The sequence below is a fragment of the Anaerolineales bacterium genome (assembly GCA_003105035.1).
Taxonomy (GTDB): domain Bacteria; phylum Chloroflexota; class Anaerolineae; order Anaerolineales; family UBA4823; genus FEB-25.
Map to the genome: position 1 here is coordinate 178,979 of PQAL01000005.1, position 24,524 is coordinate 203,502.

The 24,524-nt window shown below is 52.5% G+C and carries 22 protein-coding genes and 1 pseudogene; 11 read left to right on the plus strand and 12 right to left on the minus strand.

The features are described from left to right. Positions 1-44: 44 nt before the first annotated feature. From C3F13_03740 to C3F13_03760, 5 genes are read left to right on the plus strand one after another with little or no spacing between them, the layout of a single operon-like run. Positions 45-2,195, plus strand: a complete 2,151-nt coding sequence (locus C3F13_03740; GenBank protein ID PWB55791.1) for a hypothetical protein — start codon at positions 45-47, stop codon at positions 2,193-2,195. A 57-nt stretch (positions 2,196-2,252) separates the two neighbouring features. After that, complete coding sequence (locus C3F13_03745; GenBank protein PWB55792.1) at positions 2,253-3,590, plus strand: UbiD family decarboxylase; 1,338 nt, start codon at positions 2,253-2,255, stop codon at positions 3,588-3,590. A 57-nt stretch (positions 3,591-3,647) separates the two neighbouring features. After that, entirely contained in the window at positions 3,648-4,841 is a 1,194-nt protein-coding gene (locus C3F13_03750; protein ID PWB55793.1) for a hypothetical protein, read from the plus strand. Then, the gene (locus C3F13_03755) at positions 4,838-5,263 is read left to right on the plus strand and encodes a hypothetical protein (GenBank protein ID PWB55794.1); all 426 of its coding nucleotides are present in this window, start codon (positions 4,838-4,840) and stop codon (positions 5,261-5,263) included. The genes C3F13_03750 and C3F13_03755 overlap by 4 nt, the downstream gene beginning before the upstream one ends. Positions 5,264-5,273: 10 nt before the next feature. Beyond that, complete coding sequence (locus C3F13_03760; GenBank protein PWB55859.1) at positions 5,274-6,428, plus strand: alanine--glyoxylate aminotransferase family protein; 1,155 nt, start codon at positions 5,274-5,276, stop codon at positions 6,426-6,428. 144 nt (positions 6,429-6,572) lie between these two features. Here the strand turns inward: C3F13_03760 and C3F13_03765 are convergent, their stop codons facing one another. The 7 genes and pseudogenes from C3F13_03765 to C3F13_03795 all read right to left on the minus strand — a co-directional run bounded on the left by C3F13_03765 (position 6,573) and on the right by C3F13_03795 (position 11,464). Beyond that, on the minus strand, positions 6,573-6,974 hold the full coding sequence (locus C3F13_03765; protein ID PWB55795.1) for a hypothetical protein: 402 nt from the start codon (positions 6,972-6,974) through the stop codon (positions 6,573-6,575). A gap of 47 nt (positions 6,975-7,021) precedes the next feature. Then, positions 7,022-7,255, minus strand: coding sequence for an NrdH-redoxin (locus tag C3F13_03770; protein PWB55860.1), 234 nt, complete (start codon positions 7,253-7,255; stop codon positions 7,022-7,024). Between the two features lie 81 nt (positions 7,256-7,336). After that, a pseudogene (locus C3F13_03775) lies at positions 7,337-7,792 on the minus strand (peroxiredoxin). An 89-nt stretch (positions 7,793-7,881) separates the two neighbouring features. Continuing rightward, complete coding sequence (locus tag C3F13_03780) at positions 7,882-8,079, minus strand: DUF2892 domain-containing protein (protein PWB55861.1); 198 nt, start codon at positions 8,077-8,079, stop codon at positions 7,882-7,884. A gap of 72 nt (positions 8,080-8,151) precedes the next feature. Next, complete coding sequence (locus C3F13_03785) at positions 8,152-10,425, minus strand: hypothetical protein (GenBank protein PWB55796.1); 2,274 nt, start codon at positions 10,423-10,425, stop codon at positions 8,152-8,154. Next, positions 10,418-10,879, minus strand: coding sequence for a hypothetical protein (locus C3F13_03790; protein ID PWB55797.1), 462 nt, complete (start codon positions 10,877-10,879; stop codon positions 10,418-10,420). Before C3F13_03790 ends, C3F13_03785 begins: the two co-directional genes overlap by 8 nt. A gap of 12 nt (positions 10,880-10,891) precedes the next feature. Further along, on the minus strand, positions 10,892-11,464 hold the full coding sequence (locus C3F13_03795; GenBank protein ID PWB55798.1) for a hypothetical protein: 573 nt from the start codon (positions 11,462-11,464) through the stop codon (positions 10,892-10,894). A gap of 397 nt (positions 11,465-11,861) precedes the next feature. On the opposite strand from C3F13_03795, the gene C3F13_03800 reads away from it, so the two are divergent. The 6 genes from C3F13_03800 to C3F13_03825 all read left to right on the plus strand — a co-directional run bounded on the left by C3F13_03800 (position 11,862) and on the right by C3F13_03825 (position 19,565). Next, positions 11,862-12,635, plus strand: coding sequence for an ABC transporter ATP-binding protein (locus C3F13_03800; protein PWB55799.1), 774 nt, complete (start codon positions 11,862-11,864; stop codon positions 12,633-12,635). After that, on the plus strand, positions 12,632-13,747 hold the full coding sequence (locus C3F13_03805) for a cyclic nucleotide-binding protein (GenBank protein PWB55800.1): 1,116 nt from the start codon (positions 12,632-12,634) through the stop codon (positions 13,745-13,747). Before C3F13_03800 ends, C3F13_03805 begins: the two co-directional genes overlap by 4 nt. A gap of 4 nt (positions 13,748-13,751) precedes the next feature. Continuing rightward, positions 13,752-16,136 carry an ABC transporter permease gene (locus tag C3F13_03810; GenBank protein ID PWB55801.1) on the plus strand — a complete coding sequence of 795 codons (2,385 nt, stop codon included), beginning with the start codon at positions 13,752-13,754 and terminating at the stop codon, positions 16,134-16,136. 5 nt (positions 16,137-16,141) lie between these two features. Further along, on the plus strand, positions 16,142-17,323 hold the full coding sequence (locus tag C3F13_03815) for a hypothetical protein (GenBank protein PWB55802.1): 1,182 nt from the start codon (positions 16,142-16,144) through the stop codon (positions 17,321-17,323). 167 nt (positions 17,324-17,490) lie between these two features. Further along, complete coding sequence (locus tag C3F13_03820; protein ID PWB55803.1) at positions 17,491-17,703, plus strand: hypothetical protein; 213 nt, start codon at positions 17,491-17,493, stop codon at positions 17,701-17,703. A 125-nt stretch (positions 17,704-17,828) separates the two neighbouring features. Continuing rightward, entirely contained in the window at positions 17,829-19,565 is a 1,737-nt protein-coding gene (locus tag C3F13_03825) for a dynamin (protein PWB55804.1), read from the plus strand. Positions 19,566-19,986: 421 nt separating this feature from the next. On the opposite strand, the gene C3F13_03830 is transcribed toward C3F13_03825, so the two are convergent. From C3F13_03830 to C3F13_03850, 5 genes are read right to left on the minus strand one after another with little or no spacing between them, the layout of a single operon-like run. After that, positions 19,987-20,673, minus strand: coding sequence for a hypothetical protein (locus tag C3F13_03830; GenBank protein PWB55805.1), 687 nt, complete (start codon positions 20,671-20,673; stop codon positions 19,987-19,989). Position 20,674: 1 nt separating this feature from the next. After that, a complete protein-coding gene (locus C3F13_03835) occupies positions 20,675-21,124 on the minus strand; it encodes a hypothetical protein (protein PWB55806.1) in 450 nt (149 codons plus the stop codon). Between the two features lie 2 nt (positions 21,125-21,126). After that, entirely contained in the window at positions 21,127-22,299 is a 1,173-nt protein-coding gene (gene galK, locus C3F13_03840; GenBank protein PWB55807.1) for a galactokinase, read from the minus strand. 52 nt (positions 22,300-22,351) lie between these two features. Then, positions 22,352-22,900 carry a pyridoxamine 5'-phosphate oxidase family protein gene (locus C3F13_03845; protein ID PWB55808.1) on the minus strand — a complete coding sequence of 183 codons (549 nt, stop codon included), beginning with the start codon at positions 22,898-22,900 and terminating at the stop codon, positions 22,352-22,354. 42 nt (positions 22,901-22,942) lie between these two features. Next, positions 22,943-24,472 (minus strand): L-lactate permease, encoded by a 1,530-nt coding sequence (locus tag C3F13_03850; protein PWB55809.1) that lies wholly within the window; start codon positions 24,470-24,472, stop codon positions 22,943-22,945. Between the last annotated feature and the right edge of the window lie 52 nt (positions 24,473-24,524).

The window sequence follows — 24,524 nt, forward strand, 5'->3', positions numbered from 1 at the left end:
AATATATTAGCTATATCAAATCTCGCCCTTACACAGTTACTTTTATGCCCTTAATCAACCGCCTGCCAGCCAAATATCTGACCCGACAACGCCTCCCGCGAATCGCTATGATCTTGTTGTTCACTGTATTCCTGTTTCCATCTATACAGGCTCCCAAAGCTCAGGCGCTTGAAGTGGTTGTTGAGGATCCAGAGCTTCATCCAACCTATACTACCTGCCCGCAGACTCACTGGTATCCTTTTGCTAACAGCCGCGGCCATACTGCCTACCTGACGTTAAACACAAACAACCGTGATCACTCCACGAATTCAGCTGAGTGGCACCCGGTCATCCCACAGCCAGGTTATTACCGGGTGGAAGCTTATATTGCTTTTCATGCCCCGATCAAATGGTGCAATACTGCCCAATGGCCTATCGCTCACGATACTACCGAAGCAAGGTATACCATCCATCATTTTTACGGTGAATCCCAGCGCAGCGTAAGCCAGTATCCTATCGCAGACCAGTGGCTTGACCTGGGGGAGTATTTTTTCTTCCCAGGCAGCAATGGTCATGTAAGCCTGACAGATTTTAATGGCGAGGCAGAGTACACCACTTCAATCTCTTTCAGTGCCATGCGCTTCACCTTCACCCGCCCCTCCCGCCCAACGGTATACCTGCCCATAGTTCATTCCGCCGATCCTGGCGGCGCGCCGCCCCCCGATGCAGGGGTCATCCAGGGGCAAGGGTTTGATACCTGTGGTCTCCCCTCCTTATCCAAAATGCAAACCTGGTGGAACGCCAGTCCATACAGCTTCTTTGGGTTGTACTTAGGCGGGATCCACTTTCCATCCTTCTGCTCAAAAGCAGACGCAGCCTGGGTGTCATCAGCGCATACCCAGGGTTGGAGTTTCATCCCAACCTGGGTGGGACCTCAAGCGCCTTGTTCAGGCTATAAACATGTAATGAATGCAGATCCGGCTATCGCATATCAGGAAGGCCGCCATGAAGCGGATGCTGCCTCAGCTGCCGCAGCAGCAGTAGGCCTTACCAATTATGGTTTAGGTGGCACGGTGATTTATTATGATATGGAAACCTTCGGTGGTGCCAGTCTGGCGTGTCGCCAGGCGGCAGCAGCCTTTATGAATGGCTGGACTGAACGCCTGGGCGAGCTGGGCAACCTGGCCGGTGGCTACGGGGCACGCAACTCGTATGTAGCAGATTGGGCGTCCATCGAGCATATCCCCGGGAATGTTTGGGCAGCTTCCTGGTACGCCGACGGATATGACCCTTATGCTTCTGTCAACGGCATCACCTGGCTGGTAGGTTTATGGACCAACCACCAGCGTATTCGCCAGTATGCTGGAGACGTCAGCAATACGTGGGGAGGGGTATCCCTGGCAATCGATATCAATGTTGCCGATGGTATGATCGCTATGCCGGCTGTTAAATCCCTGGCCAATCCGGGTGAGATTGCCTCGCAGAATATCAAGGACACAGGCTGGCTATCAGCTGAACAAGGTTGGTTGGTCGTAAACGACCACCTGTATATTACGAATAATCGTGGCGCCGATTGGGAAGATATCACCCCCGCAGCTGTCCAACTGGCATCACTCTTACCCTCCGGTGAAGCCTGGTCGCTTTCGACAGCCAGTGAAGCTGTATATAAGCTCTACCATTCTGCTGATTGGGGCAAGACCTGGCATAACCTCGACCTCCCTCTTCAACAAGGCGACTGGCAGGCTCTGCAGCTTCAATTCAATTCATCATCTAATGGATGGATCGTGTTTACAAAAGTGACCAGTCAGATTTTTAGCGACGGCATCCTGATGAAAACCACTGATGGAGGGCTCACCTGGCAGTCGTTTGCCTTGCCAGCAGGTGAAAAGGTGACCTTCAATACTCCCAACGACGGTTGGCTTCAGGATGAACGCAATGGCTTGCTCTACAATACAGTGGATGGGGGTGTCAGCTGGAACAGTGAAGTTCCTTCGGTAATCCACTCTCGGCCAACGACTTATCCCTCAGGGGCGATGACTTCAGGTTGGCGGGACGACGAGCTCGGTTGGTCAGTCACCTCTGTTGGCTCCTGCGCAGGAACAAAAATCACCTCAGGCTTTACTTGCCAGCTGGACAATTCGCTTTGGCAAACACTGGATGGTGGCCAGAACTGGATAAAAGTGCCTATTCCCACTGGAAGTTCGCTTTACCGTTAATCATCCTCCAAAACCAAGTCATTTAGTGGTATAAGCACTGATATCCCTCGCATTGGAATGTGTTTTATGACCTTGCGTTCCTACATTCAAAGTCTGGAAGATTCTGGTGAGTTGCAAAATCTCAGCAGCCCGGTTTCTAAAACCTATGAAATGGCTGGTGTCCTAAAGCAGCTGGAGCCATGCCCGGTACGATTTGAAAAAGTCAAAGAAAGTACTTTTCGGGTGATGGGCAACCTGCTGTGCACAAAAGCTGCGCTTGCCCGCTATCTGGGTATCGATGTAAAGGAAATCATCCCCACTCTGGCAGATGCAATTGGGCATCACTCCCCGTGTCCGGTAGTAAATGAGGCTCCCTGCCAGGAGGTGGTGACCGATCAACCAGACCTTGATCTCTTGCCGATCTTACGCCACTGCGCAATGGATGGCGGTAACTATATCAGCTCAGGTGTGTTCATTGCCCGGCACCCGCGTTATGGTCAGAATCTTGACTTCCACCGCTGCATGCAGATCTCCAAGACCCAGATGGCTATCCGCGTGGTCCGCGGTCGTCATTTTCACCAATATTTGGAGGAAACGGGAGCACTGGATGTAGCTGTCTGTGTTGGTGTCTCACCCGAGTTGCTGATAGCAGCTGCGACGTCGGTTGAGTTGGGAGTGGATGAGTTGGAAATCGCCAATGCATTATCTTCTCGATGCTTACATGAACCACTCAACCTTGTGCATGCCAAATCGATCGACCTGCTCGTCCCTACTGAAGTCGAATTCGTTCTAGAAGGCACAGTATATAACGACCGCCGGCACACCGAGGGGCCATTCGTTGACCTTACCGAGACCTACGATATCGTCCGTGACGAGCCGATCTTTGAGGTCAAAACGATTACCCACCGTAAAGACGCCTTTTGGCATGCCCTGCTACCTGGTGCTCTTGAGCATAAACTGCTGATGGGCATGCCACGCGAGCCAACCATTTTCAAAAAAGTGAATGAAGTGGTCAAGTGCCTGGATGTGAACGTCAACCCAGGGGGTTGTTCCTGGCTGCATGCCATCATCCAGATCGACAAGCATGCTGAAGATGATGGCAAAAAGGCTATTCAGGCAGCTTTTGCAGGTCATCGCTCGTGTAAGCATGTGTTTGTGGTCGATAAGGATATCGACATCTACAACCCGCAGGAAGTGGAATGGGCCTTTGCCACTCGCTTCCAGGGTGACACCGACCTGATCATCCTACCCAGAGAACCAGGCTCAAGTCTGGATCCATCCAGTGAAGTCACCCCGGTTGGTAAACACCTCACCACCAAGCTTGGCTTTGATCTCACTAAACCACTCACCACCCAGGGTAAAGATTTCGAGAAAGCACTCTTCCCCGTGGTTGATATGGCAAAATATCTCAAGTAATCTTCGGCATACGATGAATGGTGGGTGTGAGGAATTGATCTCCTCAAAAAGGGAAATATGCAGCTAACGCTTGAAGAAACGCAGATGCTCGACGGCAAGCATGGCAAGGCAGTGCAAAAAGCCATGCAAATTCTGGTGGCGCTCGGGAACATATACGGCGCGGAGCGCATGATCCCCATCACCTCAGTGCAGGTAGCTGGGGTAAGCTACGACAACCTGGGTGAGGCTGGCTTGCAGTTCCTTTCAGGGTTGGCGGATGGTGGTGGTAAAGCCCGCATCCCGACCACCCTCAACCCGGCAGGCATGGACATTGAGAATTGGCCTGCCCTTGGGATTCCAGCTGAATTTGCCGAACGACAGTTGCGTGTAATTGAGGCCTTTTCTCGAATGGAGATAGCAACTACCTGTACTTGCACGCCCTATCTCATCGGTAACCTGCCCTGCCTCGGAGATCATCTGGCCTGGTCTGAATCCTCAGCCGTTTGCTATGCCAACTCCGTGCTCGGGGCTCGCACCAACCGGGAAGGCGGTCCATCTGCCCTGGCGGCAGCCCTTACCGGCCGCACACCCGAGTACGGGCTGCACCTCGATATTAACCGTCAGCCTGAACTTTGCTTTGAGGTGGATGCCCAATTACGGGAGAATAGTGATTTTGGGGCATTGGGTAAAGTCATCGGCGACAAAATCCAGGCACTGCGGCAGGTGCCGTTTATCAAGGGTGTGCCATCTGCCACCCTCGAAAACCTAAAATCCTTCTGTGCCAGCCTGGCCACTTATGGAGGTTCAGCCATCTTCCATATAGCAGGCATCACGCCTGAAGCAGGCCTGTACAAGCCTTCCCAAAACACCCTCAGGATTATCCAAACTGACCTGGATAATGCCAGGGATATGCTCAATGATGCCGATCAGCAGGATGTTGACTTCATCAGCCTGGGCTGCCCACATCTTAGTCTGGGCGAGGTCGCCCGCATTGCTCAGCTCCTCGACGGTCGGCTGGTGAGAAAGGAATTCTGGATCACCACCGCCCGCCCGATTAAACAACAGGCGGATCAGCTAGGTTATACAAATATTATTGAAGCAACTGGAGCCAGGTTTGCCACCGATACCTGTTGTGTGGTCGCTCCCATCCGTGAGCGCTTCAAGGTAATGGCCACTGACAGTGCCAAAGCCTGCTACTATGCTTCTGCTAAGAACAGGTTCAAAACAGTGTTCTTACCCTTTGATGAAGTAGTCAGGTTGGCACTGAAATGAGCTATCATGGCCGTAGTATTTATAATGGCAAAGCAAGAGGCCGTCTCTTGGTCTCCTCCCAGGCTATCTCGTTCTTCGGCGGTGTTGACCCTGAGACTGGGGTGGTGGTTGAGCGCGGCCATGACCTGGAAGGGCAATGCATCTCCGGTAGGGTTTTGGTTTTCCCCACTGGTAAGGGATCTACAGTTGGCTCTTATACCTTATACCGACTGAAACATAATGGCCATGCCCCGATCGCCATCTTGAACGCGGAATGCGAAACCATCACAGCAGTAGGCTGCATTATTGCTGAAATTGCCTGCGTTGACCAGCTATCGATCCATGAGCTCAAGACCGGCTGGATGGTTTCTATTGATGAAGGCTTGATCGTAATTGAACAAGAATCAGGGTACTCTCTGGAGGAGCAAGCTCATGAAGAATAGATCCTTATTAATGATCCCAGGCCCAGTGGAATTTGAACCTGCTGTCTTGGCGGCTATGGGCGAGCCTACCACAAGTCATCTGGCTGTTGATTTTATCGAAGCGTTCAGCCAGGTACTGCAAGACTTGCGCCGCGTATTCGAAAGCCCGTCTGGGCAACCATTACTATTAGCTGGCTCAGGCACTCTAGCCATGGACTGTGCCGGCGCTAACCTGATCGAGCCAGGGGATAAGGCACTGGTTGTGGACACAGGTTATTTCTCTGAGCGCTTTGCCCTTATCCTGCAGCGTTATGGGGCTCAGGTGCAGCGAGTCACTGCTCCTCCTGGAAGCCGCCCAAGCCTCGAGCAAGTCAAATCCACCCTTGATGCCGATGCCTACAAGCTGCTGACCATCACGCATGTAGATACCTCCACCGCGGTGATTACCGAAGTAGAGCAGTTGGCCAGGCTGGGGAAGCAGTACGGCTGCCTGGTCGTCGTTGATGGTGTGTGCTCAGTGGCTGGTGAAGTGCTGATGATGGACAAATGGGGTGTGGACCTGGCTCTGACTGCTTCGCAAAAGGCACTCGGCGTTCCGCCCGGCCTGGCAATATTGATGATTGGCACACAGGCCCTGGAGAGATTCCAAAAACGCTCAACCCCCGTGTTGAATTACTATGCCGATTGGGCCAATTGGCTACCCATCATGCAAGCCTATGAAGCCCGTAAGCCCAGTTATTTTGGCACTCCGCCCGTAAATCTGATAGTTGCCATGCAGGTCAGCTTGAAGCAAATTTTAGCTGAGGGGATGTCCAGGCGATCCACCCGGCATATCGCCATCAGCCATGCCTGTAAGGCTGGCATCCAGGCACTTGGCTTGACTCAGGTGCCTCTCCAACCGGAATTTGCCGCCCATACCCTCACTGCTCCACGCTACCCGATCGGAGTTAATGGACAGGAATTCCTGGCCAAGGTGCTGGCGGCTGGGGTCACTCTTGCCGGTGGACTGCTGCCGAGCATCCGCAGTGAGTATTTCCGCATCGGGCATATGGGTGCGGTCACACTAGGCGATGTGTTAGCCACCATCAGCGCTATTGAAACCGCTCTGGAGGGTTCAGGTTATAAGTTCACCCCCGGCATAGGGATCGAAGCTGCCCGAAGTTCAGGGAAGATACTCTCCAGCTGATTTAGTTAGCTAGCCTGTCTACCACTAAATTTGAGTTTATTTTTCTCGCCAACCGGCTGCGGGACATTTGACTGCTCAACTGCACCTCGCGAAGTAACCTGCATCTTCTCGGGTTATATGAATTTTAACCAATCACTCATTGGGTTATAACTGCTTCTTTGACAGGAAATACTCCTTCATCGGCTCAAAATACGATTCCACCCAGCCTTCTTCATACTGTTTTCCATGAGGTGGCAGGCCAGTGTGCCGCAGGGTGAGCCTGGTCTGGTCACCTTCCTCAACCAAGGTAATCTCAATGCGAGAATCAGGCTCATCGGGACTAAACTCAGTGGTTCGCCATAATTGTACAATGTGCTTCCCAGGAAGAAGCTCCAGCGTCTTCCCGTGGATATAACCATCCCAGGCATCGAACTCACCACCCACGTTGGATGCGACAGTTGCCGGGCTGCCCGTCATGGCTGAGTGGCCATCCGAACTCAACCAGGCATGATAGATTTCCATTGATGTAGCAGGGAGTAATGCAGATACGGTAAACTCTATTGTCATCGTTCACCTATAAAAAACCCGGAAGCGTAATGCTTCCGGGCAATTGGTTATTTTGTGATTTTTTCCTTTACGGCGGCTTCGACCTTCTTCTCGTCAAAGCCCACCAGGATGGTGCCTTCAATATCAAAGCTTGGGGTTGTGCGGGTGCCGTTCGCCCACTTTTTTACCTGGTCAGCAGCACCGGGGGTGACGTCAATATCCACCTCGGTATACTCCACGTTGTTCGCCTGGAACCAGGCACGAGCCCGGCGGCAACCAGGACACCAGCGCGTACAGTACATCACCACACCCCCGTGAGGCAAACGGATCTCATCTGGATTTATCGGAGGAGGTGCCGGACTGCGTAAAGCAGCTTCAGGGTCTATACGGCGCAGCACTTCCAGCACGACATCATTGTCGGGCTGATGGTCAATATCATGGATATCGATGTAGCGGATATATCCACGCTTATCAATGACGAAAATCGCTCGCTCGGTATAACCATCCGGCTCGCGGAACACCCCATACAGTTTTGCCACCCTGCCGTGCGGCCAGAAATCACTCATTAATGGGTAGTTTATGCCACCCAGAGATTCCGCCCAAGCTTTCAGGCAGGGAACATGATCAACACTTAGGCCCAGAACCTGGGCATCCAATCCCTCGAACTTGGCTTTATCAGCCTCATACGATGGGATTTGGCCCGTTCAGATGGGCGTCCAGGCCAAAGGAAAGAACACCAGAACCACATTCTTGCCGAGGTAATCACTCAGCTTGACGTCCTTATCCAAATGAGATGGTAAAGAAAAATCAGGCGCTGCCTGACCGACGTATAGTTTCATATTTGCCTCCTTTCTGGTGTGCTATTTTACACCAACTTTAATGAAAAATGGGCAGCTCTGACTGCCCATTCTGCAAAAACCGATTAACGTTACTTAATGTCACGTGCAAAGAAAGGCCCTCCAAACAAAGGCGCAAATACACAAAAATTAAACAAACCTGCTACCAGGGGCACCAAACCGATGACTGCCAATATGATCCCTCCAGTACCGTGAATCACAGCCAGACCGATAATGATCAGGGCAATCCCTGCCACGATGCGCAACAAACGACCAACCAACGAAGACATAAAGCGTGCGAAACCCATTTTTTCTCCTTTTTACACCCAAATAAATAGTTTATTCAATGCTAGCGAAGTTGTTCATACATTTAGATAAACATGGGAGAAAAAAGTTACATCTCGCGCATGCGAAAAAACCTGGGTGATCAAATCGTCTTCCTGCACACCGAACGGTTGCATGATGGCAGCAGCAGCCCGCAGCAGAAGCACCTTGTAACGTTCCTGGTCTACCGTGCGTACATCAGGAGGCTGAGGCAGGTCCCAGGCATGCACGCCCGGCTCACCCATGGTGTATACGAAGCGTACGCGCTGCCCGGGGCGCAAGTCCTTCCCAATAGCTGCCAGCTGAGCCGCCGCCCGGGCTGCGGGCGAGGGAGTGCGGTATTCAGAAAGCTCGCGGCTCAACGTCAGAGAAACCAGCAGGTCTTCAACCGGCACCTTGCCGGTACGCAGGCGGGTGAGGGCCCTGCGGATCAGGCTCAGGATTTTCGGCAGGTATGCAGAGCGGTCATCTACATTAGGTATATGCACCAGGGTATCGAGGATCTGCATTTGCACATCCGATACCCAGGTAGGAGTGTCATGGCGCCGCACTTCAATGCCACGCATTTTCAACGAGCCATCCTGGAAAACACCAAAGTATCGGTTGGGCACCGGCACGCGCTCATCCAGGCGCGACGGCAGGAAAGCCACCCAGCGGTAAATACCATCCAGGGCGATCGGCAGGCCGGTACGGTTGGTGATTTCATCCAGAAGGGGCTGGAAGTCTGGCACTTTGGCACAGCCCTTCTTCTTCACCCACAGGCCGTCCACATACATGTGCAGCACAACAAAGCCCAGGTCTTCAGCAGCCTCCTTGGCACGCAGCAGCATCTCGCGCCCATAGGCGGTTACCGCCTCATGTGCCTCGATGCGCCCAAAACGGGCATTCTTATAACCCAGGTAGCCAAAGCATGTCACCAGCAGCCATTTATGAGCCGTGGCCTGGGCCTGGTAGGTGGTGCGACGCGGGTCCCAGGCAGGCAGCTCAGCCAGGCGCAGCTTGAGCTCCAGGCGCTTATCCAGGAGCGGCGCCAGCGTTTGGGGGATCAGTCCAGAGTTCTCCTGGTCTATCCACAAGCCAAGCTCCGAAACGCGTTCCAGGCGGGCATATTGGTCGCGGCCAACAGTATTGGGGTCCGCCACCGTCTCAGGGGAGATATTGAAGTGGCGCATGATGCTGGGGTACATCGAGATGAAGTCCACCTCCCCCACGTCGCGGTGCAGGCCGATCAGCGGTTGGTAGACTAACCCCCCTTGGTCCGCCTGCATCATCTCGATGGCACTCTTGGGGCGCTCGGCCTGCTGCTTATGCCAGGGCACCATGATGCCCAGGCGCAGGGCGGTCACCATTTGCATGGCAGAGATACCGCTGCCCGGGGAAACGCGTGCCACCACCTGCCCTGCCAGAGCAGTAACGCGCGCCAGCTCATACACTCCTTCCAGACCGTATTCGTGGAACAGCATGGCATTGCAGCCATCGATATGCCAGCGTCCGAACAGGTGCACCTGTTTACCCCGGTAGATCACCCTCCCATATGCCATATAGCTGCGTTCCTCCTTGCGGGTCACCTCCCTGCCGGGCTCACGGTTCAGGGGCAACGGGATATGCCACTGCTCCGACAGGTCAATCAGGTACGGGAGCAGCCATGTGTCGCCCCAGGCAGTCATCAGGATGTCAGGATCCTGGCGCTCCAGGATGGCGCGCAGATTGACCAGCAAGGACCGCGGACGTTGCAGGCTGAAGCGGTAGGAAGCACTCAGCGACCGTACGTACAGATTTCTGGGAATAGCATGAGCCGGGTCAATATCTGGCTCAATTGCCATCAGGCGTAGAGGTGGGGCAGGTGGGTCCAGCTCCCAGGGCGTATCCAACGTCTGGATGGTTTGCACCTTCCCGTTCTCGTCCACCTCCACCCGGCAATGCACCAGCGGGAAGGTATTGTAGAGAGCAGCATGGCGCGTGGTGAGGGGCAGGTCAGCATCGTAATAAGGCAGCTCGGGGAATTCACGCGCCACCCGGTTGAACAGGTAGGGTTGGGTTGCCGTATCAGGCACAGTGGCTTCTAGCACCTGCACCGGCTGCGGCGAGAAGATATCGCGCCGCTCGCTGCGCTTCAGCCTCACCTTCTCAGGCTGGGCCTTCAGAAAGCGCCACAGCTGGCGCAGGCGGGCCGGCTCACCAGCCGCGTAAAAGGTGATGGGAAAATCTTGGGTCAAGCGGTAGCGCTGTCCGTCCTCGCCGATCAGCCAGAGCACAAGCCCGGGTTGCGTATCGGCAAACAGGTCCAGCAGCCAGCCGGTCAGCTCAGCCATGGAAGTTCATCAGCGTCGGCCCCGCCTCAGGGGGGTCGGGTGCCGCGGCAGGAGGTTCTGGCTTCGCCGGACCATGCGGCACGCCAGCTGGTTCCTCTCCACCCGAGGCGGGAAGTGAGGTAGAGCTTTCGGCCTCCACCTGGGCAGTGAGGGCATCCAGGTAGGCCGTGGAATCACCCTGCTCCAGTTGCTCCAGGGCAGCCGCCTCTGCCGGGTTAAGCAGGTAGCGCATGCGCAGCACCAGCTTGTGCTCCTCCAGCAGCATGGCAAGCAGGAAAGTCTCGAAAGGCAGGGCATGCGAGGCATACGCCGCGGCCGCCAGGTGCTTGTGGGCAGCGGCAAACAAGTCATCCAGGGCTTTTTGGTCACTGCGGCGCAGGGCGCGCCGGAAACGCAGGAAAGATTCCTGCTCCTTCAGAAAAACTTGCGTTACAGATGGAAGTGTGCGTCCCATAAGAAAACCTCCTTAAAACAAACGCAATGGCTCGACAGGCTGCGGTTCCTCGTAGCTCCATACCTTCCCGGCAGCCGCGCTCAGCATCTCAAGCAGCTCAACGGGCTGATCACGAGTGGGCATACAGGTGCTGACGGCCACCGAAGCGGCCCGGCTCAAGCGGCGTAGCTCCCCCAGGCTCACCTGCAGCAGGCGCAGGCGCTCGGTCAGCTTGACGTTTTCATCATAGAATGTATCCAGCAGGTTGAGCACCAGGACGGGTGCGGTGTTGGCCACCGTCTCGGTGAGCAGGGTTTCCACCTGGTAGCAAGTGAAGGCACGCGCCACACTCACCCGCTCGAGGGCAGATTGGAAGCGGGGGGTGTGCTGGCGTAGCTGGCGGGCCAGGCCATAACCATCGAAGCAGTTGCCTGCGTCCAGCAGGCGCACCGGGCTGGCAACGGCCAGGCGGGCAGTCAGGATGGTCATCAGCTGGCGTTGAGCCCGGTGTGGTGCGATTACCAGGTGTAGCTGGCGGGGGGAAAGCTGAAGAACGCTTTCTGCAGACCTGTCATAGTCATAAGCAGGATATGCTATTGTTTCCATGTCCTGATTATATCAGAACGTTTGTTCTAATTACATTAGAGTTTCCTCAGTCCGAAGTGTTACATAATCTGGCGTATGGGCATTAAATGTGCAACTCTTCCGGTGTGAGTAGCTTCCCGCTCCTTCACTTTCATATGTGTTCTGGTCAGGCTTCAGCCGTCCTGGCGCAGGCTTGGGGCGAGAGGGTCAGGTGTACTTTCCAGCAAAACGTTGATGTAGCAAGGTTGGGCGAATACCCCGAGGCAGCTGTGGCAAAGGAGAAAAAAAACATCCACCCGGTTCTGATGCAGCAGTGATTAGCATTCCTTCTTAATGAAAGAATAAGGATTGCCGATAATTATCCGTGATAAAATCATGCGCTCTCAGTCCGGGAACAATTTTTTAGCTATTTGATTTGATGGATACCTTACTTACTGGCTCTTCGGTTGGCTTGGCCAACAATCATCGGCTGCTTATCCAGCTGCGCGACGTGGTCAAAGTTTATAAGACGGCGGCTGGTGATTTCACCGCGCTAAAAGGCATCACCGCTGATATCCACTCGGGTGAATTCGTTGGGGTGATTGGAAAGTCGGGTGCGGGTAAGACTACCCTACTGAATATGATCACCGGGGCGGATGAGATCACCTCAGGTGAGGTAATTTTTATTCCTCCGGACGGGAAAAGCACCTCGATCCACAACCTGAGTGAAAATTCCCTGGCACTCTGGCGTGGCCGTAACATAGGTATCATTCATCAATCCTTCCAGCTGTTGCCGATGCTCAGCTTGGTTGAAAACATCATGCTGCCAGTAGATTTCTCGGGTAATTATCAGCCGCGGGTGAGCAAAGAACGCGCCTTCCAGCTGCTAAAGCTGGTGGAGCTAGAGGAGCATGCCAGCAAACTGCCAGCATATATATCGGGTGGTCAGAAACAACGTGTGGCAATCGCGCGGGCCCTGGTCAATGATCCTCCTGTTATTGTCGCTGACGAACCCACTGGCAGCCTAGACACCTTGACCGCAGAGACTATTTTCCAGATCTTTGAAATGCTGATCGCCGAGGGACGCACCATCATTATGGTGACTCACGACAATAACCTCGGTCCGCGCTTCACCCGCCGTGTACTTCTCTCTGATGGACAGGTCGAGGCTGATTCTGGGCTCCACATGCTTGCCTTCCAGGAGAAACGGTGAACAGTCCACACACCCCTTCTCTAATTTCATTACGCCAGGTGGTTAAGCGGTATAAAACCTCAGCAGGTGAATACATAGCCCTGCGCAGTGTGAATGTTGATATACCTACCAGCGAGTTTGTTGCAATCGTCGGTAAATCGGGCAGTGGTAAGTCTACATTGCTTAATATGATCACTGGTATTGATCACCCCACCAGTGGTGAAGTAATGGTCAATGGGGTTAATCTTTACAAGATGACCGAAAGTGAACGTGCTTTGTGGCGTGGTACCAACCTGGGGATCGTCTTCCAGTTTTTTCAGCTCATGCCAATGCTTACCTTGTTAGAGAATACCATGCTGCCAATGGATTACTGTAATGTATTTCCTCTAGCAGAGCGCCCTGAGCGCGCTATACAATTACTAAAAATGGTCGGCCTCGAACAGCAAGCCTACAAACTCCCAGCAGCTGTTTCCAGTGGGCAGCAACAAACCGCTGCTATTGCCCGTGCCATGGCAACTGACCCCCCTATTATCGTGGCTGACGAGCCTACCGGTAACCTGGATTCGCGCTCCTCAGACACGATTATCAGCCTGTTCAACCAGTTGGTGGAACAGGGCAAGACAATTATCCTGGTCACGCATGACCCGTCTATCACCAAGCGTACTTATCGCACGCTGATCATCTCAGATGGCGAAATTATCAACGAATCAGTTGCCCTGGCCCTACCCCTGCTTAGCCACTCTCAGATGCTTAAGGTCACTCACCTGGTTAAATCCATGGAGGTTCCTCCAGGTGGGATGATTCTCCACAAAGGTCAGAATGTAGAAAATTTCTTCATAATCGTACGTGGACGAGTCGAGGTGGTACTGGAAAACTCTAATCGGCCAGATATCACCCTGGCCGAGCTGGGTCCAGGTGAATTTTTTGGCGAGATTGAATTAATCTATGGCGGCGACTGTCTTGCTAGCGTACGCGCCGCACCTGATAACCCGGTTGAGCTTGTGGCTCTGCCACATAAGGATTTCGCCGAGATGGTGGTTGGCTCCCCCATGACTCAAGAAGCGCTTTCTCGTATTGTACAAGCCCGCCTGGCGCAGAACCGCTCAGTGGACAAGAAAATCCGGTGGTGGTAACCTGATGAGACCGCGCTGGCGTAAGGTATTTTCTGATTTGTGGGATAACAAGATGCGCACCCTTCTGGTGGTGGCATCTATTGCCATAGGTGTATTCTCAATAGGCATGATTGCAGGGACATATGAGATCATCTCCCAGGATATGGGAGCAAGTTATGCTTCAGCCAATCCTGCCAATATCGTCTTGCATACCGATCCGTACGACGATAACTTGTTGGATTCGATTAAAACTCTTGAAGGTGTGAAGGAAGCTGAGGGCCGCCATATCTTTTCTGCCAGTGTCAGGCTCCCAGGTAGCGATTGGCACAATATCGATCTGGTGGCGATCAAAGATTTTTCAGATACTAACATCAATTTACTGGTTCCTGTTCAGGGTAATCCCATTCCTGAAAATAAGCAGGTGCTGTTAGAAAGCCAGGTTCTGGATGAGCTCTCGGTCAAAGTCGGTGATGTACTGGAATTCCAGCTACCCAACGGCAGAATAAAATCCATGAGCGTGGCTGGTATCGTGCAAGACCAAACCACTGCAGCAGGCGATTTCCTTTCACCACCGCTCAGTTATATCACCATCGATACACTCCCCTGGTTGGGTCAGCCGACCACGTATAACCGCTTGTTTGCCACCGTCAATGGCGATTCCAACGACCTTGATCACATTCGGGAGGTTTCAGCCACCGTGGCAGATAAGCTGGATAAGAGTGACGTGCAGATCCTGCGTACTCAGCTAAACCAAACCAACAAACACCCCATGGCATCGACTGTCCAGGCCATATTGGGCATCTTGATGGCACTGGGCATTCTCATTGTATTCCTCAGCAGCTCGCTGATTGCAAACACGTTAAATTCATTGCTCACCCAACATCTTCCCCACATTGGGGTGATGAAACTGATCGGGGCACGCAGCCAGCAGATTTTTGGCATGTACATGGTGCTGATCCTGTTCTTTGGAATAATCGCGTTGTTAATTGCTCTACCAACCGGTGGGCAGGCAGCCTATTTGCTCTCAGATTATGTGGCCAGTAAGATGAATTTTAACCTGCAGGGTTACCGAATTGTTCCTTTAGCGTATCTTCTTCAGATTATTGTTGCCATTCTGGTACCCCTGGCCGCTGGATTCATTCCCATCATCAATGGCTCTCGCGTAAAAGTTCAGGCAGCCATCAATGGGACTGCTTTAAACGGTGGGAAATCTTCCCCTGGATGGTTGGAACGTCTGGGTAGCCGTGTAAAGTGGCTTTCCCGACCGCTCCTGATCTCACTGCGAAACACATTCCGACGGAAACGTCGCCTGCTCCTCACCCTTTTCACCCTGACCATCGGTGGAGCCATCTTTATCGGCGTCTTTAACGTCCAGCTTTCTTTGAATGATTTCATCCTTATGACAGAAAAATATTTCATCGCCGATGTGACGTTGAACTTTGACCGTCCTTATCGCCTGGATGAGATCAAGCAGGTGGTGATGAACATCCCACATGTGAAAGCTGTGGAAGGTTGGTCGTTCGCCTCTGCGGATATTATCCGTCAGGATGAAACTGTTGCTGATTATTTGACCATCCTGGCACCTCCAGCGGATAGCAAGCTGATCGCACCCATCATGCTAGAAGGCCGCTGGCTGCAACCTGGTGATACGACCGCCATCACCGTCAGTGAAGCTATCTGGACCATTTACCCTGATATAAAGCCAGGTGACCAGCTTAAACTCAAGATCAATGGACAGGAAGATGAATGGACTGTTGTAGGCATCTTTCGCTTCCTGAGCCGCGACCAGATCATCGCTTATGCCACGTATGAGTATGTCTCACGGCTGATCAATCTACCGAACCAGTCATTTTCATACCGCGTGGTCACCGACCAGCATACCCTGGCTTACCAGGAGCAGATGAGCTCGACCATCGACACCAACCTGCGTAAACTTGGTTATCATGTCAGTGATACCCAGGCAGGCTTATCAACATTAAAGACTGCCTCAGAGAGTTTGGCAATTCTGATCAATTTCCTTTTAGTCATGGCCTTGCTCACTGCGGCGGTTGGCAGTATCGGTCTGACTGGCACCATGGGTATGAATGTCATGGAACGGACGCGCGAAATCGGCGTGATGCGCGCCATCGGGGCAACCGATAAGCAAATTATGCGCACTGTTATGGTGGAAGGGATGATTATCGGTGTGATCAGCTGGTTTCTGGCAGCCATTGCCTCGTTCCCAATCACCCTTCTGCTTAATCGCATCATCAGCTTAGCAATTTTTAACTCTCCAAGCAAATTCATGCTGAACCCATACGGATTTCTCATCTGGCTTGGCTTGGTGCTGATCCTTTCAGCAGTGGCCAGTGTGCTGCCTGCCCGAAATGCGGCCCGGCTGACCATCCGTGAGGTTTTGGCATATGAATAGCAACTATGAATAAGAGGTGGAATATGAAAAATCACTCGAAATTATTGACCATTTTCGTGCTCACAGCCCTTTTTTTGAGCAGCTGTAGTGCTTTGAAGGTGCAGAGCACACCTGAGAGTACGCCTGTTCCAACTGTTGAAAGCAGTGGTTCGGTGATCAGCCAGGGTAACCTTGTCCCTAAGCAAACTATGTATCTGTCATTTCCCGCGGGAGGTCACATTTCCAGTGTCGCAGTGAGTCAGGGCGATAAGGTCTCTGCCGGTCAGGTGTTGGCTATCATGGGTGACCGTGAGCAGTACCAGGCAAACGTTACGGCTGCTGAATTGGAAGTGGAAAATGCACAGCAGGCTTTGGATAGTCTCAATAAGAACGCCAACATCACCTCCTCCAATACCTGGCTGACCTTGTTGAATGCGAAGGAGCAACTGATTCAAGCAGAGACAGCTTGGAGCGCTATAGACACTGATGCATATCAGAAGAAGATCGATGATGCCAACATCGAAGTCGCTGATAAAAAGACCGCCCTGGATGACGCACAGACAGAGTTTGATAAATACGCTAACCTGGAAAAGGACAACCCAACCCGCAAAGCAGCCGAAGATGATCTAAAAAAGGCTCAGGAAGAGTATGATAGTGCAGTGCATGCGCGTGACCAGCTGGTCATCGACCACGACCGTGCCCAGGCCAATCTGCAGCTTGCCCAGGCTCTGCAAGTCAAAGCCCAAAGTGATTATGATGCCACCCGCCAGGGTCCGGACCCAGACCAGCTCAAGATCGCTCAAATGAACCTGGACACAGCGCAGGCGCACCTGGCCGCTGCTCAATATGTGCTCGATAACCTTGACTTAAAAGCCCCGTTTACCGGCACTGTAGTGGATGTGAATGTCGACCCTGGGCAGCTGGTCGGCACTGGAACTTGGGCAGTTTTACTGGCGGATTATAGGGAATGGTATGTGGAAACTAATGACTTGACCGAGCAGGAAGTTGTGAATATCTCGGTTGGTAAGTCAGCATCTTTAGCTCCTGACGCGTTGCCTGACCAGAAATTTAACGGCAAGGTGACTGAGATTGCCAACATGTTCAACCTTCAGGCGGGAGATGTCTTGTACAAGGTACGCCTGCTGGTCGAGAATCCAGACCCGCAATTCCGCTGGGGTATGACGACTGAAGTTACTTTCGCACCATAATCAATTCAGAGGCCTGGTAAATCCCAGGCCTCTTCCTTTATTGGTCTCTCGATAAAGGTCTGATAATTCTGTGATTGCCATGCAACTTTTTGGTTGCAATTGCATCAAAATAACGTTCTAAAGTATTTTATAAATTTATTTAGACAAATATGCTCTAGGAGAAAAGAATGCCTATATTCGAGTTCGTTTGTGCCGACTGCGGCAAGCCATTTGAAGAACTGGTGCTTAACAGTAATAAAATTTCGGAAGTCATCTGCCCATCCTGCCACAGCCAGAACATCACCAAGCAAATCTCAACATTTGCGTCAAAATTCGCCGGAGGCAGCTCATTCTCGTTTGGAGGCGCCTCGAGCTCAAGTTGCAGTACTGGTAGCGTCTGAGGGGCATAAATATTAGTCGACCGTGCGTCGACAACGAATTTCGCGGCGTATGACGGATTGATCTGACAACCGTTCATGCGCCGCGTTTCTTTTAACGCTATAATCAACTCCAGGAGAGCCAGCTTATGCGAATTTTGAATGATGCCCAGGAAAACCTGTTAAAAGATTCCCGCAATGTATTGAATGACCTGAGGTCATCACTGGTGCAATTCGGTGCTACTTCCGAAGATCATAAAACTCTAGCTGATTCAATCCGCCAGCTGGATGAACTGTTCTTGCTCGTGGTCGTCGGAGAATTCAACTCTGGGAAGAGCGCATTCATCAATGCCTTGTTAGGTCAAAATATCCTCAAAGAGGGTGTCACACCCACCACTACCCAGATTAACGTCTTACAATTTGGGCAAACCATTGAAAGACACGTTGAGAACGAAAATCTGCATACCCTCACAGCCCCTGTAGAGCTTCTAGCAGAGCTGAACATCGTGGATACCCCTGGTACCAATGCCATTATCCGGCAACATGAATCTATCACCCAACAATTCGTGCCGCGCTCCGACCTGGTATTGTTCGTCACCTCTGCAGATCGACCTTTCACGGAAAGCGAGCGGTCATTCCTGGAAAATATCCGTGACTGGGGGAAAAAGGTAGTCATCGTATTGAACAAGATTGATCTATTTCAGAGCGCCGAGGAACAGCAGCAAGTGGTATCTTATATCAGTGATAATTCCCGCTCACTGCTTGGCATCACTCCTGAGATATTTCCGGTGAGCTCCCGCCTGGCGCTACGCGCTAAGCTGGGTGAGCCTGCTCTCTGGCAATCCAGCCAGTTTGAAACACTGGAGCAGTATATTCAAATCACCCTGGATGAGAAAGGACGCCTGTCGTTGAAGTTCATGAACCCCTTAGGCGTTGCCACCCACCTGGTGAATAAATATCTGGAGGTCACCAATGCCCGTCTGGGATTGCTGAAAACTGATTTTGCCACCCTATCGGATGTGGACGCACAATTGAACGTATACCAGCAAGATATGCGGCATAACTTTGGGTTCCGCATGTCAGACATCGATAACGTGCTTTACGAGATGGAGCAACGCGGCCAGGATTATTTCGACGAGACCCTGCGCCTGCCGCGCGTGCTCGATCTGCTGAACAAGAGCCGCATCCAAAAGGAGTTCGAGCAGCGTGTGGTTGCAGACGTACCGCAAAAAATTGAAACCAAGGTCAACGAGATGATTGATTGGTTGGTAGAGGCTAACCTGCGCCAGTGGCAGGCAGTGATGGAGCATATCGCTGACCGCCGTCGGGAACACGAAGAACGCATCATCGGTGATGCCGCGGGAGGCAGCTTTCACTATGATCGGGAGAAGCTGATCGAAGGGGTGGGACGTGAAGCCCAGCGCGTGGTGGAAGGTTATGACCGCGAGGTTGAAGCCCGTCTTATGGCAGAAGGAGCCCAAACTGCTGTGGCTGCCCTGGCAGCTACCGAGGTGGGTGCCATCGGCTTAGGCGCACTAATAGCCGTCCTGGCTACCACGGCAGCTGCAGATGCCACGGGAATCCTGCTGGCCAGTGTGATTGCGTTGTTAGGACTGTTCATCATTCCAGCCAAAAAACGCCAAGCCAAGGTGGAGCTGCGCCAGAAGATCGCCGATCTGCGCCAGCAGCTCACCCAGTCATTACGAACCCAGTTCGAACGAGAGATGGAGCGCGGGATACTAAATATCCAAGATGCCATTGCCCCCTACTCACGCTTTGTGCGCGCCGAGCAGGGTAAGCTGGAGCAAGTTCAATCCAAATTGGATGAGACTAAGAATGGTCTGGAGAAGCTGAAAGTGCAGGTACAGGAAGTAATCAACCTGTAATTTTGTCAGTTTCAATCTAAGTCAAGTAATCCACATTTATGGTTAATAAAATACAACGCAGGTGAACTGAACCCTGAAAAGAAGACAAATAAAAGAAAGCACCTCATGCAAAAATAATAGCATGAGGTGCTTTTCTATGTCTGGAACTAAAGGAATGACACATTACAACCTGGAGATTTAGCTACAAGAAGTTCATCTGCGTAAACGAGAAGGGCTATGCTATTCCCAAATAGCCGAGCAGCTATAGATCCGTAAGGCTGCACGCATCGAGAAATGGTGCCAGGCCTACCGTGGAGAAGGGAAACTTGCTTTTCACAGACCTATTGGAAGACCCCGGAAAGTTGAATCAGAGCTGACGTCCCTGGCTCGGCTGCAAATGGAGAACGCAGACCGGGAAGATAGATGGCTCGCCTGACACTGGTTACCTATCAGGTTGAGGCAACTTCAATTGCTGTCCCTGGGTGTACCGCATCTTCTCCTTCTTATTCCACACCACTACTCCCCCGCTGCCTACCACCTGATAGCCCTCCTCACTAACAACCAGGGCAGTATTACCTTCAATACCCAACAACGTCTGTTGATCGCGCACGAGCAGTTGTAATAAATTGATCATGGCAACCGGTATCTCATCGAAATGGGGCATAATGACCATGCCCGAGAGCAGCCCAAAGGCAGGCTTTAAACCGGGAAAACCAGGCATGTGCTCGCCCATGATCATCGCCCCGGCGCTACACCCCGCTACCACCCCACCTTGTTTCAATATTTTCAAGACCGCCTCCCACACCAGGCTATGTACCAGCGTGCGGTATAAGTAATCTGGTTTTCCACCCGATAAATAAACAAAGTTCGCCTGCCTGATCTGCTCAGCGAACCGGGCATCATTGGCGCTGGGAGGGTCAATCACAGGTAGAGAATCCACCTGCGCACCCAGCCGTGAAAAGTGTACCTTTCCCAGCTTCATCCAGTAGTTGATGCGTTCACTGCCTTCTGTCCCAGCTGCGGTAGGAAGGCAGATCACGTTAGGTGCAGTTTTCAGCTGACCCAGCAGGTAGCGGTCCACTGGCTCCATGGGGGGTAAATATTCGCCACTGCCAACGAGCGCCAGCATGTTACTTTGAATTCTCCCAGGATTTACTAAACTTAATGATCCGCCGATAGATGTACCACATTTTAAGGTCGGATATCGGCCTTTGCTCTTTGATCAGCCGCATGGCCTCGTTTGGAGACATCCCCTGGGCGATTAAAATACACGCCCCCATGGCGGGTCCGCGGTGCCTGCCTTTCGCGCAGTGCGTATAAACCACCCCTCCATCGTCGATCACTATCAAGGCCTCGAGCACGCCTTTCTTGAGCAAACATACAGGGATGGGAAAGATAGGCGAATCGATCACTGGCAGCCATACACTTCGCATCGGAGGGGTACGTGGGTCGTGGCTGGGTGGCAGCCCAATGCGCATGTTGATCACCAGGTTGACACCCAGATCATGCAGCGCAGCATAATCGCCCGTCTTCGGCGTTGTGCCGATGTACAGGTTGTCAGTTATCTTTGAATAATCCATCGCTAACTATTTTCCCACCTGGCTTCCGCGCCTCGGCTGGCCTGGCACAGATACACGCTGGCTGTCCTGCCCATCTTTTTACAATATCCTTCAACCAATCCCTGAATGAAAGCTGGAGCGTTGATTTCGTCCACCAGGTTCACCGTACAACCCCCGAACCCCGCCCCGGTCAGGCGTGCCCCATAAATCCCGGGCAAACCACGGGCAATCTCCACTAAGCAATCCAACTCAGGCAAGCTGACCTGGTACAGATCCCGCAGGCTCTTGTGACTGGCAAACATGAACCCACCAAACATCTGAATGTCACCCCGACCAAGAGCAATGATCGCCTGCTCCACACGATGGATTTCTTTGACCACGTGTTCAGCACGCATTTCAACCACTGGGGGCAGTAAAGTGGAATATGCAGCCAGTTCTACGGAAGATACATCGCGTAAGGACGTGATACGCGGCAGGTATTTTTGAAGCAGCTGCACAGCCTGCTCACATGCCGCCCGGCGGTCATTGTAACCAGAATTCGTCAAGCTGCGTCGGATACCTGAATCGGCAATAACAATGGCAGTACCAGATGGCAACCTGAGTGATTCCCAGTCCAGGTTGCGTGTATCAAAACGGAGCACATGCCCCTCCACCCCACAGACACTGGCAAATTGATCCATCAAGCCTGACGATACCCCCACATACTCATTTTCGGCCCGTTGGCACAATCTAGCCAGGGCAAGCTTATCCACATTCCAACCAGATAGTGCCTGCCAGGTGGTGGCAAATGCTACCTCTACTGCTGCTGAGCTACTTAAGCCAGCTCCAATGGGGATATCTGAAGAATAAATTGCATTCATCCCTGTCAATGCATACCCAGCTTCTTGCAAAGCCCAAGCCACTCCAGCCGGGTAACGCGCCCAACCGGGTAGTGGCTGGCCCGTGCTATCGATCTTCTGGTCAAGCTCGCGTAAGCTGAAAGCGACCTGCCGCTTTAGATCATGGGCATGTAACGTCACAAGACTGCTGGCAGCAGGTGCTGCTGCCAGGCTCACCCGCCGGTCGATCGCTGCCGGCAACACCACCCCCTCGTTATAGTCGACGTGCTCACCCAGGAGATTCACCCGCCCAGGTGCACGGACTGTAACGGTTGGTTTATATCCGAAAATCACTTCAAAGATGGAAGCAATATCCATAGGTTGTCAGATACCTTGCCCAAGTGAGATCTACTTGCATTGTTTCACTTTTCTATCTAGCTTGAAAATAAAATGCATTTGGAAAATCGGGCTGGGCTTGATCTTCCTTACCGCTCCACGAGTCAATCCTGATCCGGTAAACTGAAGTGATATCTACTTCTTGGGGAAGGATCTCGCGGTAATCGACCCCTGGTTTTAGATGCGGAAAATAACGATCCAACAGCAGCTGTAAACCATGTACTGCTTGTTCAGCATCCGTAACTATCTCAATCTTGCCATAGATCACTACGCTGGCATACTCTACCCCTACCTCCATGGCAGTATCAGCTGGTAGCAGGCGTCCCATCTCCGCCACGCAAAAGCTTATGCGTGGGTTACGCTCAATATTGGTACGCATGCGACCCACTAACGCCCCGTGGATATATATGGAGTGCTCACTTTCATCATATACAAAGTTCGTTGGTTTGATAAAGGGCTGCCTGTCCATTTCGGTAGCCAACATTCCGAATGGCAGGCGTTGTAATGTTGCCTTGATCCAGGCATCGTCTTTGGCGCGGTCTTTCCTCAATGGCAGATTGATGGGTACACTAGAGCTATTCATTACGGATCATTCCTCGGTCAAAGTTTATCATCATATAATCGATCACGTACCTATCAACACACCAATCGAAGTCAGCAGGCTGGTCAGCAGCACCAGGATGATGATATAAGGTAGCATCATGCGCATCACCTCGCCTTCTCTGCCTGCCAGGTCAGCTGTGCTTGTTCCGACTACAATCTTGGCGGGTGCCACCACGCTGGCTAAACCTGCTCCAGCAGTCTGCCCAGCCAGGATGATGACGGCGCTGTAGCCCAGCAGTTGGGCTGTCCGCAGCTGCAATAGAGCAAAAACCACATTCGAGTTGGTGTTACTGCCAGTCATAAAGGCACCCAGCGCGCCGATCCACGGAGCCACAAACGGGAACAGACCTCCCGCCAGGTCAGCCAAGCCACGCGCCAGGGCATCCGTCATCCCGCTGAACTCCATGACAGTAGCCATACACAGCATCAGGAGGATACTCAAGCTGGGTGACCAAACCCGCTTCACCGTGCCTTTAAGAATAGAGCGAAACGCTCCTGGCTGATACCTGCCCGCTATCTTGTAAATCAAGTAAACCAGCAGGGCAGCATAGAATAAGATCGCCCCAGCATGATTGAGCAAGGATATGGATTTGCCACCTGTCTGATGAATATGGCCCAACCCTGTGCTAAGTTCTGGGTTCGACACCCTGATCACAACCCCTCCCAGCAGACCCTTGACCGCAGGAATAAGCAGGATGATGGCAGTGATCATCACCAAAATGGCATAGCCTGATACGGCCACCCCCAGGCTTTTTAATCCCAGGTTGCCGGCGTTGCTTTGGGTTCCACGATGTAACCTAGCCAGGCCAAAACTCACCAACAGGCCCGCCATACCACCTATGAACGAAGCCGTATTCCAAGGCCCATAGGTGGCAATAAAAAGCTGGACGCCCCCCATCACGATCCCGAGCAGGATGGCTATCGGAACAAGCCGCAGCATCGGCTTCCATCCCACTGTACAATGAAGTACAAGAATCCCGGTGATCATGGCAGCAATACCCAGGAACAAGGCGCTCGGGAAGGCTAGCTCAATGCTGGATAATCCCGTTGTGGAAAGCAAAGCCTGGAATGCTGAGCCCAATGATCCAAATGTCACCGCCCAACCGCTGCCGACCGAAGGGACGATGATGGCCGCAATCGGCGGAAAACCCAAACCCAAAAGGATAGGAGCAACTACAGCTACAGGAACACCGAAGCCTCCCACCCCCTGCAGGAAAGCCGCGAATCCCCAACCGATCACCAACGCTTGCATTCCTCTGTCTGCGGTGAGGTGCGGCAAAGCTTCCCCGATCTGCTTTACTGCTCCCGCTTCATCTGTCACCCTGTAAAACAAGAAGGCTGCCCAGATGATCAGTAAAACGTCCAGGCTGGACATTAGCGCCTTGAGATGGGCATACTCCAACAAGCGAACGCCTGCCTTGAAATACAGCACGGAGATTAACAAGGCTGCAAGATAGCCCGCCAGGCTGGCTCGCACAGCACTCCAACGCAAACCCAGCATCAACACCAGGATTAACAGGATGGGAAGTAATGCAAGCAAGAATGGAGCCATTTGTTTACCTGTAACCAACTAGTGAAATCATCGGATCGAGATCTTACGAGTA